11 protein-coding genes are annotated in these 12,813 nt (G+C 61.3%); 4 read left to right on the top strand and 7 right to left on the bottom strand.

Annotated features, from left to right (window positions below; genetic code table 11):
• Positions 1–60 precede the first annotated feature (60 nt).
• The 7 genes from AC1DVN_RS11900 to AC1DVN_RS11870 form a co-directional block, all read right to left on the bottom strand.
• Entirely contained in the window at positions 61–912 is an 852-nt protein-coding gene (locus AC1DVN_RS11900) for a Bax inhibitor-1/YccA family protein (RefSeq protein WP_029536818.1), read from the bottom strand.
• Between the two features lie 177 nt (positions 913–1,089).
• Positions 1,090–2,226: a class I SAM-dependent methyltransferase gene (locus tag AC1DVN_RS11895; protein WP_046378940.1), complete on the bottom strand. Its 1,137-nt coding sequence runs from the start codon at positions 2,224–2,226 to the stop codon at positions 1,090–1,092.
• Positions 2,227–2,299: 73 nt separating this feature from the next.
• Positions 2,300–2,986: a nitroreductase gene (locus AC1DVN_RS11890; protein ID WP_020908534.1), complete on the bottom strand. Its 687-nt coding sequence runs from the start codon at positions 2,984–2,986 to the stop codon at positions 2,300–2,302.
• Between the two features lie 68 nt (positions 2,987–3,054).
• The gene (locus AC1DVN_RS11885; protein ID WP_046378941.1) at positions 3,055–3,960 is read right to left on the bottom strand and encodes a TIGR03619 family F420-dependent LLM class oxidoreductase; all 906 of its coding nucleotides are present in this window, start codon (positions 3,958–3,960) and stop codon (positions 3,055–3,057) included.
• A gap of 3 nt (positions 3,961–3,963) precedes the next feature.
• Positions 3,964–4,815 carry an SDR family NAD(P)-dependent oxidoreductase gene (locus AC1DVN_RS11880; protein WP_020970272.1) on the bottom strand — a complete coding sequence of 284 codons (852 nt, stop codon included), beginning with the start codon at positions 4,813–4,815 and terminating at the stop codon, positions 3,964–3,966.
• Between the two features lie 46 nt (positions 4,816–4,861).
• A complete protein-coding gene (locus tag AC1DVN_RS11875) occupies positions 4,862–7,252 on the bottom strand; it encodes a putative bifunctional diguanylate cyclase/phosphodiesterase (protein ID WP_477993813.1) in 2,391 nt (796 codons plus the stop codon).
• Entirely contained in the window at positions 7,245–9,548 is a 2,304-nt protein-coding gene (locus AC1DVN_RS11870; protein WP_021345064.1) for a putative bifunctional diguanylate cyclase/phosphodiesterase, read from the bottom strand. Before AC1DVN_RS11870 ends, AC1DVN_RS11875 begins: the two co-directional genes overlap by 8 nt.
• Positions 9,549–9,845: 297 nt before the next feature.
• On the opposite strand from AC1DVN_RS11870, the gene AC1DVN_RS11865 reads away from it, so the two are divergent.
• The 4 genes from AC1DVN_RS11865 (at position 9,846) to AC1DVN_RS11850 (ending at position 12,749) form a co-directional block, all read left to right on the top strand.
• Positions 9,846–10,523 (top strand): TerD family protein, encoded by a 678-nt coding sequence (locus tag AC1DVN_RS11865; protein ID WP_007728823.1) that lies wholly within the window; start codon positions 9,846–9,848, stop codon positions 10,521–10,523.
• Between the two features lie 290 nt (positions 10,524–10,813).
• Entirely contained in the window at positions 10,814–11,008 is a 195-nt protein-coding gene (locus tag AC1DVN_RS11860) for a hypothetical protein (RefSeq protein WP_046378942.1), read from the top strand.
• Between the two features lie 296 nt (positions 11,009–11,304).
• Positions 11,305–11,451, top strand: a complete 147-nt coding sequence (locus tag AC1DVN_RS11855) for a hypothetical protein (protein ID WP_019744611.1) — start codon at positions 11,305–11,307, stop codon at positions 11,449–11,451.
• 419 nt (positions 11,452–11,870) lie between these two features.
• Positions 11,871–12,749: a glycosyltransferase family 2 protein gene (locus AC1DVN_RS11850; RefSeq protein WP_019744612.1), complete on the top strand. Its 879-nt coding sequence runs from the start codon at positions 11,871–11,873 to the stop codon at positions 12,747–12,749.
• The last annotated feature ends 64 nt before the right edge of the window (positions 12,750–12,813 follow it).

Below are 12,813 nucleotides of genomic sequence, written 5' to 3'. Positions count from 1 at the left end.
AGACGACAAAAGAAGGGCCCCTCGCGGGGCCCTTCTTCGTGTTACGGAACGACTCGAGAACTAGTCGTTGTTGAAGTAGCTCAGCAGACGCAGGATCTCGACGTACAGCCAGACCAAGGTGACGGTGAGGCCGAATGCGACGCCCCAGGCTGCCTTCTCGGGCGCCTGTGCGCGGATCAGCTGATCAGCGGCGTCGAAGTCGAGCAGGAAGCTGAAGGCTGCGATGCCGATGCAGACGAGGCTGAAGATGATGGCGAGCGTTCCGCCGTCACGCAGTCCCAGTCCGCCGTCGACGAAGAAGCTCGCGACGAGGTTGCCGAGCGCCAGAACGACAACGCCGATCAACGCGCCGATGATCATTCGCGTCAGACGCGGTGTCACCCGAATCGCGCCGGTCTTGTAAACCACGAGCATGCCGAAGAACACGCCGAAGGTGCCGAGGACTGCCTGCGCGATCAGTGCCGATCCGCCGACGCCACCGAATTGAATATCGGTGAACATGAACGACAGCGCACCGAGGAACAGACCCTCGGCGACGGCGTACGCCAACACGATTGCCGGGTTGTCCATCTTGCGGCCGAACGTCGCGACCAGAACCAGAACGAGGCCGACGAGACCGCCGCCGATGACCAGCGGGGTAGCGAGGTCGGCGTTGTTGTTGACGAGGAAGTACGACACCAGTGCCGAGATCGTCAGCACGCCGAGCGTGATGCCCGTCTTGGTGACGACGTCGTCGATCGTCATGGCCCGCGAGGTGGGACCGGTCTGGTACGGCTCGGCCGGAGCGTACTGCGGCTGACCGAACTGCTGGGTTGCCTGCGAGGCGCCCGCCGTCGCAGATCCGAACGAGGCGTATCCGTTGCCCTCTTGCTTGGGCAGATTGCGGAACACCGGGTTGCTGGTGGTGCGCACCGTGATCATCCCTTCATCGTGGTGGCCTACGACGGGTGCGTCGCGGGTTCGCCGTACGGATCCGAGTTTCCGACACGGTCCGTGTACCTAACTAAAAGTAAAGCACTCGTAATTTACAACGTCGAAGCGTCGGTTGTAGTTCCCGGCGCATTTCCGGAAGATCAACACTCTTCGATACTAGGACGGTTTGACCGACTTCATCACGATGAACTTCGCGTTCTTCGCCATCGCTTCGCTCGGTCCCACCGCGGCTTTCAGCGGTTCGCGATACCCCAGATGCGCGTTGTGAACAGTCCACAACTCGCCACCCGGACGCAGGACGCGACCGGCGGCTTCGAACATCTTGAGTGCTCCGCCGGTGTGCACCGCCGCGCCGACGTGGAACGGCGGGTTCAACAGAACCAGATCGGCACTCGCACTGGGCAACGAACTCACGGCGTCGTCGCGCAGGCCGCTCACCCGATCGCCGACGCCGTTAGCAGTTGCGGTCGCCAGAGCCGAAGCGACGGCTGCCGAGGACTGATCCGTTGCGATCACGTGGACATTCGGGAATTTACGCGCGATCGCCGCCGCGAGAATGCCGCTGCCACAACCCAGATCGATCACGTCGCTCAGCGGATCGACCGCAATCTTTCCGAGGTTCTCCAGGAGCAAGCGGGTGCCGATATCCAGGCTCGCACCGGCAAACACGGCGCCGTGAGCAACGACGTCGAGGTCGAACTCGTCGAGGCGTTCGGTCATCGGGAACGTGATGGCAACATCGGCCTTCGGTTCCGATGCCTTGAGTACGCGGGACTTCTGACGCCCACGCGAGGCGCTGACGTCGGAAAACGATTCGCCGAGAACCTTGTTCATCGCCGGGGTGATGTGCTTGTCACGCCCACCGGCGAAGACACGAACCGCCGGGTCGGCGTGGAGCGCGATCAGCTGAGCGATCTCGGCAAGTTCGGCGAGGCTACGCGGCAATTGCATGAGCACGACGCGGGCGCCGCTGAGCAACTCCTCGTCCAGTCCGTGGGAGGTGAAGGCGTCACTGAAACCGAGTTCGCGCGCATTGTTCGCGAGGGCCAACTCTCCGGTGAGCGGATCCTGGTGAACCCGCACGCCGGCGATTCCGTGAACGAGCGCAGCACCGGCGGTCAGCGCACCGTAGTGATCGCCGATCACGACGACGGTGCCCGCCGGTGCCACGGCAAGAGCGTCGGCGGCCTCGTCGAGGATCAGACGATCAGCCGCGTCGACGGCAAAGAGATTGGGTGCCTCGACATCGGGGAATCGGCGCAGACGATCGAACAGTTCGGGTGTGTCGGACATGCCACCAGTCTTTCAGGTGAATCAGCTCAACACTCAATCCCTGGAAGTGCAGGTGATCAGTTCGACATCCACATCAGTTCGACATCCACTGCACGACGTTGTCGACGGTTTCGCGTTCGGTGCGGAATCCGTTCACCGGGTGGTCGGTATCGGGGTATCCGAACGAGATCGCGCACACGACCTTGCGAGTGTCGTCGATGCCGAAGTGCTCGTGAATGAACTTGGAGCTACCCGCGAGCGCCGCCTGCGGAATGGTGGCAACCCCCAGGCTCTGGGCCGCGAGCAGGAAGCTGTTCACGTACAACCCACAGTCGACGGCGCCGTAGGTGCCCAATGCCTCGTCGGTGGTGATGATCGCGACGTGGGGAGCGCCGAAGAGCTCGAAGTTCTTCATCGTCTGTGCCGCGGAACCGGCGCGGTCACCGTGCTCGATTCCGACGCTCGAATAAAGCGCCATCGCACAGTCGAACCGACGCGACTTGTAGATGCCCTGGTACTCGCGGGGGAACTCGAAGTCCGACTCCTGGGCGTTGGCCATCACGTACTCACCGAGGCCGGCGCGGAATCGTTCGGTGCCCTCTCCTTCGGTGATCGCAACCTGCCACGGTTGCGTGTTGCACCACGAGGGCGTCTTCTGCGCCAGCCGAAGGATCTCCTCGATCACCTCACGTGGCACCTGACGGTCCTCGTAGGCGCGGCAGCTGATCCGGGCATCGAGCAACCCTTCCAGGCTCGTATCCACGACGATGCTCTCGGTCATGTGTTCTCTCCTCGATCAGGCTGCACTACAACACTTCGCACGATAGAACTATCGCTTCAACGCAATAGTCATCGGGTCACCTTTGCGAAGGCCGACACCAGCTCGCCGAACTCCGACATCGCCGTGTCCGGATCCGGATCAACAGCTGCCAGCGCGACCAGCACATCGGTAGCACCGGATTCGAGCAGCTGTTCGGCACCGATCATCGTCGCCGGGAGATCGATCGAACCGTCAGCCCCGCGAACAACGGTCAGTCGCCCACGGACCTGCAATTCCGCTGGATCGCGTCCGAGATCCGCCATGGCCTTCCCGATGACATCGATCCCTTCACGTAGGTCGTCGTCCGCGGCGCCCATGATCGGAATCCACCCGTCACCCCAGGTTGCGACGCGTCGTACGACGGCTTTGGAGAGCGAACCGGATACCCAGATCGGGATTCCAGCGGCTGGACGGGGCGCGCAATACACGTCGTCGAACTTCAGACGAGGAGTGTCGATGCTCGCCGGCGCCGAACTCCACAGGGCCCGGCACACAGCGAGAGCGTCGTCGAGCAACGGTCCTCGTTTACCGAAGTCCATACCGACCGCGTCGTATTCGCGTTGCTGCCAACCGGTTCCGACGCCAAGGTCGAGGCGGCCACCGGACAGCAGATCGAGTGTCGCGGCAGTCTTGGCAAGTACCGCTCCCCCGCGAAGCGCCGCGATGACGATTCCGGTCCCCAAGCGAATTGTCTTCGTCTGTCCGGCAACAAAAGCCAGGACGGTCAGCGGTTCGAGCCAGTTGGCGTCAGGCTCGGTGGGGAACGCCGACCACGTGTATGCCGAGTTGTCCGAGCCCATCACCACATGATCGGTGACGAGGACCCGGTCGAAGCCGGCAGCTTCCGCGCTCTGACAGACCTGCACGAGTTTCCCGTAGGAGTTCTCCGCGAGAGTGGTGCCGAAATTGGGAACGTTCAGACTGAAAGTTGTCATGTCTCAAGCCTTTCGGGGCCGGTTGGTCCAGCCGCCTTCTTCGGTGGGGAACCAGCCTCCGGCAGCGTGCGAGCCGCCGTCGACGTGGATGACGGTTCCGGTGATGTATCTCGCCAGGTCTGAAGCCAGGAACAGCGCGGGGCCGGCGATGTCGACCGGCTGGCCCGGTCCACCCAACGGCGCCCATGCCGGCCACTTGTCCCAGTCGTCGGCAGGGACGATCCTGCGATACGGCACCTGTACCGACTCGATCAGATCCGGGGCAATGGCGTTGACGCGCACTCCGGTTCGACCGATCTCCACACCAAGACTTCTGGTGAACTGCGTCAGCGCGGCCTTGTATGCCGAGTACATGGTGTGGCCCGGGATCGCTCGATGCGCCTCCACCGTCGTCAGGTTCACGATCGATCCACCGACTCCGCGATCGATCATGCCGGGAAGCAGGGCATGGGTCAGGCGCACGACGTGATCGAAATTGATGTTGCCCGCCTCGGACCAGAATCCTGGATCCGTACCGGCGAACGCCGTCGGCGGGTTCAGGAAATGACCCACATTGTTCACCAGAACGTCCGGCGCGAACTCGGTCAACGCGACGGGGACTTCCTGCGCACGCACGTCGTACTCGAGATGGTTGATCGAACCACCTGCAGCTGAGTCGAATTCGACCTCGCCCAGCGGTGCCATGTCCACAACCAGAACTGACGCGCCATGCGAGGCAAATGCTCGAACGATCGCTGCGCCGATTCCCTGGGAACCGCCTGTGACCACTGCCTTCTTACCCACCAACATCGGCCCTGGGAAGTACGCCGATCCGACCACCACGAAGACACCCTTCTGCAGTTCGATGTGAATCACTTCGGCGTACCGTCACACATCGATCGCCAAAACGGGCGCAAAGTTCTCACTCAGTGGTAGCCGCGACACCCAGCCTGCTCGGACCGCCTGGTCGCTCATTCAAATAGTCCGGAATCTCGGCTGCCCGTATCGGCATTCCCTCCAAGTACCCCTGGATCACGTCACATCCGCACTCCGTCACTATCGCGCGCTGCCTCTCCGTCTCCACGCCCTCGGCAACGGTGTCCAGCCCGAGAGATTTGGCAATCGCGATGACGGCTCGCAGGACAGCGAACCTCGAATTCGAGGGATCCGCGTCCAGCGGTGCGACGAACGCCCGATCGATCTTCAACCGATCGAGCGGCAGCCGGGCCAAGCTGGCAACCGAGGAGAACCCTGTACCGAAGTCGTCCATCGCAATCGCGATTCCGAGCGCCGAGAGCTGTACCAACACATCTCGGTCGGCGTCGTCGATGACCAGCGATTCGGTCACTTCGATCTCGAGTCGGCTGGGGTGGAGGTTCACCTCGTTCAGTGTCTGGCGTACCGATTCGACGTATCGACTCGAACGCAGTTGCACCTGAGAAACATTGACGGCAACCCGAATGTCCTCCGGCCACGTTGTCGCTGCCGTGCAGGCAGCCCGCAAAACACCTGCACCGATCGGCACGATCAAGCCGGTTTCCTCGGCGACCGAGATGAAGTCTCCCGGCGAGACGAGACCTGAAGTCGGATGGTTCCACCGCAGCAGAGCCTCGAACCCGACAACAACTCCCGTCGCGGCTGAAACCTGCGGTTGATAGACCAACTCGAACTCTTCGTCGATCAACGCACGACGAAGATCCAACAGTGCTCTGGCCCGACCTGTCGCACGATCCCGCAAAGTCGCATCGAAGGCGCGAATCTGGTTCCGACCGCTCTCCTTTGCGTGGTAGAGCGCGAGGTCCGCAACAATCACCAGGTCTTCGAGGCTGTCGGCGTCGTCGGGCATCGAGCCGTACCCCAGACTGGCACGAATGCGAATCTGGTTGCCGACCAGTGAAAATGGTCGTTCGAATGAGTCGAGAATCGTTTGGAATCGTTCCTCCACCTCATCTGCACTCGCGATGTCGTCGAAGGCGGAGTCGTCGAAGGCGATGGCAAACTCGTCACCCCCCAGTCGCCCACAGATCTCGTTCAATCGCAGAACGCTGTGCAGCCTGCTCGCAACATCGCGAAGCACGTCGTCTCCGACGTGGTGTCCCAACCGGTCGTTGATCGACTTGAAGTTGTCCAGGTCCAGAATCGCCAACCACACTCTGCGTCCGTCCCGAAGCCTCGACGAGAGCTGAGAGTTGAAGCTGTACCGATTCTTGAGCCCGGTCAGCGAATCGACTTCCGCCAGTCGCAAGATATTTTGACGCTGGTGATAAGAGTGCGTGATATCGGATCCGACACCGCGCCACCCGTAGTCCGCCCCGTCGCCGCTGGCGGGGTGACCTGACATCGACCACCAGCGAGTATCGCCCCGTACGACAACTTGCATGGTGAGGTCCCGAAACGCCGTCCCGGCTTGAAAATTCGCGGTGAGAAGATCAAGGGACTTCCTGCCCGCATCTGTTCGAGATGCGCCGATCCCGATCAGGATCTCGTGCATGGTGCGGCCCCGAATCTGCGCTGCCGGTAAACCGACCTGCTCGGCGAATCGATACGACACGGTACTGGCGATACCGCGCGAATCGGTTTCCCAGAGCCAATCCTGCGCTCCGTCTTCGAGATCGTTGAGCAACAATTCGACGAGATCTCGTTCGTCCTCGGCTACGAGTTCGGCGCGTAGCCGTCTCTCGAAGAGGTTGGCCAACAGCAAAGTTCCGCTGTAGAGCGAACCTACGAAGATGACCAGCACCCCGATCAGCACGAAACGCGATGTGCCCGGTTCCGTCCAGAACGCCCCGGCAAGCCCGACTCCCACCAGGCTGATCCAGACGACAGTGATTCCGCGAAACATCATGGTGGGAAACACGCCGACCGCGATCCCACCGATCAACGTCGAGCTCAGTACCAATTCGTCACCAGGATCGAGCATCGGGAAGAGAACGAGAGCCAAGCACGCCAGGAGCACTCCCCAGACGATGATTTCGACTGTGAGCACCACCAATTCGGTGGTCTGGGACTCTGAGACTCCCATACGCGAGCGCCGGAGCCAATAGACACTGAACCCAGCGCTCGACAACAACATGACACTCGACCAGGCGAAGCTGAACCATCCGGCATCCACCGGCAGGAGCACCACGATCGCTGACAACGCAACCGCCGCAGTCAGAAACGACCACGGAAGTACGCGCGCGGTGAACCGCAGGCGTCGATCGAGTAAGCGGCGGCGATCGTAATCCGAGAGGTTTTGTTCCGTGCCGCTGCGACCGAGCTTGCGCACAGACGTCTCGACACGACGCCTACGGAGTACCGCCGGGTCATCCACGTCGGCCTGCTACCGCCGCTGCGACCGCGTCGACCGACATGACCCCGCCGGCGATGTATCCCTGAACAGTCCTCACCCCTGCAGCGGCCACGGACTTCAAGTCCTCCTCACCGTCGACTCCCGAGACGACGACCTCCATTCCCAGCGCGTCGACCAGATCCACGACAGCTTCGAGAATCGGCCGTCCACCAGGCGCCGCACCCGAAATGGAGCGTTCTATCCGGACTCGGGTGAACGGAAGGCCGGACAGTGATGCGAGCGAGGAGAATCCGGCACCGAACTCGTCCACGGTCAGCGCGATTCCCATGTCTGCAATGGCGTGCAATGCAGACTTGGACTCGTCGGTGATCGCCGAGGATTCGTTGAGTTGAAGCTCGAGCTGATGTGCGCCGGCGTCCGATCGTCGAAGCGAATCCCCTATCGAGTCGACAAAGGAATCCGATTCGAGCTGACGCGTCGATACCGCGACGGCTACCCGCAGGTGATCAGGAAGACGCGACGCCGCCTCGCACGCCAGCTCGAAGACGGTCGTTCCTAGTGAATAAGCCAAACCGGTGTCGTCTGCGACGCTCATGAATTCGGCGGACGTCACAGCTCCGAGGCGGGCGTTGTGCCAGACCACGCGGACCTCCACGGCAACGATCTCGCGGGAGAGCACGTCGATCCTGGGCAGCAGCTCGAGTTCGAGGTCCTTCTCCGCGACGGTGTTTCCCAGATCTTCGAGCAGGCGGGCCCGCCGATCGGCCACGGACTTCATCGAGTCTCGATATTCACGCACGGCCCCGCGCCCGGATTCCTTTGCCGCGAACAACGCGAGGTCCGCAGCGCCCATCATTTCATCGGCGGAGGACGGCAGTTCGGCGGGGAGGTAGTACCCGATGCTGCATCCGATCTCCAACCGCGTGCCGGCCACTGTGATCGGCTCATGCAGAGTTTCGATGTAGCGGCCGAGCAGAGTACGAACTTGCGAACTGTCACCTACATCGGTGAAAAGAATCGCGAACTCGTCTCCACCCAGACGTGCGAACAGCTGTGACATCCCGCCGGCCTCGGACAGGCGATCCGCGACCTCTCGCAGAACCGCGTCGCCAACGGTGTGACCCAGTGTGTCGTTGACCGATTTGAAGTTGTCGAGGTCGAGCATCGCCAACGCGAGACCACTTTCGCTTGTGTACGGATCACGCAGCAGTCGCTCGAGCTCGGTCCAGAAGCTGTGCCGGTTCGGCATGCCGGTGAGTGCGTCCACCCGACCCATCCGCACGATCTCGTCACTCTGCAGTTTCACTTCCGTGACGTCGGAACCGACTCCCCGCCAGACGAACTCGTCAGGCGTGCGGCCGGGGCGCGGGCGTCCGGAGATCTGCCACCACCGGATTTCACCGTGCACTCGGACCGGAACGAGCACGTCGACGAATGCGGTCTTCGTGTGGCGGGCTTTCTGCAACTCCATGAGCGCATCGATTCCGCCGGGGATCCGTAGGGTGCCCAACTCCATGAACAGGTCCTGCCACGCCGTTCCCTGCAACTCGGTGGAGTCCAGCCCCGCTTCGACCGCGAGCCGCGTCGGGATTCGGTTGAACTTGCCTTTCTGGTCCGTCTCCCACACGAAGTCTCCCGCGTTGCCTTCGAAATCTTCGAGAAGCATCTGCACAACCGATCGTTCCGACGCGGCGCTCAATTCAGCTCGGTAGCGAGATTCCAGGTTGCCCGAGACCACTATCGTGCCGCCGATCAGAGCTGCGCCGTAGGCGATCATTCCAATGAGAATTCGTTCGAACTCGGGCCCCGGTTGAAGCCAGAATGCCACCCCGAGGATGACCATATTGGACAGGATCCAGGTGACCCCCACCATCCGCAACATCGCGGTGGCCACGGCTCCGGCACCGGTGATGGATGTGGTGACCGCTATCAGGATCAGGTCGCCGGAATCGTCCAGGATCGGGTACAGGACCAGGGCGAGCGAGGAATACAGGATCCCGACTACAGCAAATTCGACGATGAGAAACGCGTAGGACATCCGGTACGTGGGTGCGATCAGGTTGAAATGAATGGCGAGACCGACGCACATCCCCACCAACCCGATCACTCCGGACAGGAATGGCCACAGGCGCGGCAACGGTCCGCTGTCCGGCGGAATCACATACAACGTCAGCCCGAGTGTGACGACGAGGTGGACAGCAGCGGCCCACGGCAGCACGCCGAAGGTGACGGCTATCTGCTCACGAGTGACGTCATCGCGCTGCGCGGGCGTCAATCTTTCTCTCTGGTGGGGTTGCAGAAGAGACAGGACCGACATCACTTACCTCCCGCTCCCACGACTCAATTCGAATCGGACGTCCGACTCAGCAATTCTCTCGTAATTAAGCACTGCGCTGCCAACCAGTACGTCCGACCTATTTCGGAGTCAGGTCTGCCCACAGACACAGTAATCAGCAAACTACTGGTCTGCCGGTAGTTGGTGCGGCAAGTTTGATGCGGATGGGTTGAAATCAGACATGAGGGACAATGGCCGGAGATCGCCGATCACGTCGGTGGAGATTCCTCGACGGGTAACACGATCGGACTCATTCGAGTTCAGACAAGGACTATCACGATGGCAATCGACTACACCCGACGTTCCGGCGAGTCCACTCCGTCGCAAGCACCGGTCAGCCTGAGCAAGATCACGCTCACCAAATCGGCACCGACGGTCAACCTCGCGAAGGCGGGTGAACGACAAGGCAATATGCGGGTGAACCTCAACTGGTCGCAGGGAGCACCACCGAAGAAGACCGGTTTCCTCGCCAAACTCGCCGGCGCAGGTTCTGGCGCGGTCGACCTGGACCTCGGATGCCTCTACGAACTTGCCGACGGGTCCAAGGGAGTAGTTCAGGCCTTGGGCAACAGTTTCGGTTCACTGACTTCTCCGCCCTACATCTCCCTCGACGGCGATGACCGCAGTGGCGCGAACACCGGCGGCGAGAACATGCACGTCAATCTTGGTGACCCAAGCGCTTTCCGGCGAATCCTGATCTTCGCGATGATTTACGACGGCGCCCCCAACTGGGCGGCCGTGGACGGCGTCGTCACCCTGTATCCCACCAACGGCCCCGAGGTGGAAGTGCGGCTCGATTCGGCCAGCAACCAGGAGCGGTTGTGCGCAATCGCTCTCATCCAGAGTTCAGGTCAGGGCGTGACGGTGACCCGCGAAGTTCAGTACATCAACGGCAGTCAGTCAGATCTCGATCGGGCCTACAACTGGGGAATGAAATGGGCGGCTGGACGAAAGTAGGTGTCGCGGGCGGGGTGTCCCCCATCCGAATGACAATGTCCGAATCGTCCACAATGTCGCAAGTTACTGGATAGTGTCGAGAAGTGGGGTCGGACATGAGGGGTCACGCTCGACACCGATAGTGGGTCGGTGACGCTATGTGCTTGGCGACACCGACGTTCGACCGGAAAGGCCCTCGATTTCCCCCGAGATCGAGGGTCTTTTCGTATCTTGCGTCACTGTTCGGACCCCTTTTATTAGTTGATCGTTAAACTAGGCGTTCGTCCAACATGTACCGATGGAGAACGTGAATGTCCACGAATTCAGATCGACGCCCGCGCCTGCCCGTGAGAATCGCCTACCTCACCGCGGGAGTTCTCTTTGTCGCCGCCATGCTCCTGCTGGCAAGCGTCGTCAACCCTGACCGGGACCGCGATTTCTCCATGAACCACGTCCCCGCGGGGACGTCGGCGACCTCCGTCGTCGCCACCACTGACCTCGGCTAACGAAGGTACTGGTACGTAAGTGGCGCGCGTCACGAACGGTGGGTACCTTCAACGCCAATGGTTCGCCGTAGGTCGGTATTGAGAGGGACGGCCAACCACTGCCCTGCCTGGTTGCCCCACCCAAGCAGGCAGGGCACCCCTGGTAATTCAAGCCTCAAGTAGCTGTTACTCGGGGAAGACTTGTATCAAACCGGGACGAATCGTACATTTCATCCGGCAGTCGGCCTTCATCCGGCGCCTTCGCCGTCAATGTCGACGGAATCTCTCTAAACACCACCACAAGTCGGCCACTTGTCGTGACCGCATTCCTCCTCGCGAAAGGCTCGCCCATGTTCGATTTCTTCGGCGCAATCTCCGGCTTCTTCGGTCTACTGTTCGGCACCGGCTCGTCGAGCGGAAGCTCGGGAGGAAGCAGCGACGCACCCGTCGCACCGCCTACCTGATCCACAAGCCTCACCCAGCGCCGATCCGCCGGGTGAGGCTCTCCCGAATCTCTTTGAAACACAACGTAACAGCACTTCAACTCCACCGACTTTTCTGCGGATCCACGCCGACGCACTCGGGCGTCCGGACAGTTTCACCGCAGCGCCTGCAGCAGTGGGTCCGATGCCCGCCATTCTCGGTCGAGGCACACCCGCACACCTCCCAGCCGACGAGGCACGTATTGGCCGTCAGCGGGTGTCCGTTCGGGCAGCGGTCCGGGGATCGCTCGGTTAGCCGCATCTCCACATTTTCGCACACACGTTCGACTTAATGTCGTCTCAGGCATCACTACACCAAACGAACCTCACACAATTGACGTAGCGACCCACCGCGCACACTCAACCAAGCGGCATTCCGGACAAATCGGTACGTTTGGTCTGTGTCTCCTCGCTTAGTTTCAGTCGTCATCCCCACCTACAACGCCGCCAGCACTATTGACGAACAGTTGCAAGCGCTCGCCGCCCAGGACTACGAAGGCCCCCTGGAGGTGATAGTCAGTGACAACAACTCCACCGATGGGATCCGCGATCTCATCGAAGACCACCCTCTTGTCGACCAATTGCAACTTCGGTGGGTTTCAGCGTCACTCAAGCAGGGCGTCTCCCACGCCCGCAACGTCGGGGTGGATGAAGCAACCGGTGACTTCATCGCATTCTGCGATGCCGACGATCGAGTTCACCCCGACTGGTTGAGTGCAATGGTCGGCGCAGCCGAGAACGCTGACCTTGTCAGCGGAGCCCTCGAAACTGCCTCGATCAATTCGAGCGAGGTGCAGAGTTGGCGTCGAATCGAACCACGAGAAGAGCCACACTCGTACACGACCTACCTGCCCCACGCGATGGGATGCAATTTCGGGGTATGGAAGTCCTCGTACAAGGCGGTCGGCGGATGCGACGAGAACATGCGCATCGGTGAAGATGTCGATTTCTCGTGGAGAATTCAACAAGCCGGGATGACGTTCATTTACGAGCCGCGAGCCCTCGTCGCATACCGACTGCGCAGCGGACTCAAGGCGGCGTGGAGGCAAACCAAGGCCTTCGGCGCCGCCGATGCGTTCCTCTACGCCAAACATCGCCAGCACGGTTTCCGCCGCTCGTCGAAGAAATCTGTCGCCACCCAAGTCGCCGGACTACTGCTTCTCAATCCAATTTTGCCGCAAGCAGTTACACGTATGCCGCGAGGCAAGTGGGTTGCACATACCGGGCTCCTGATCGGGCGGCTCACCGGCAGTGTCCGCCAGCGTGTGATCTACCTCTGAAACGACAAGGACCACCCTCGCAACGAGGATGGAGCATCGAACGTCATCCCGGTCAGGTGACGCG

This window comes from Rhodococcus sp. P4_E4 (assembly GCF_056401575.1).
This window is presented reverse-complemented; position numbering and strand designations above follow the sequence as displayed.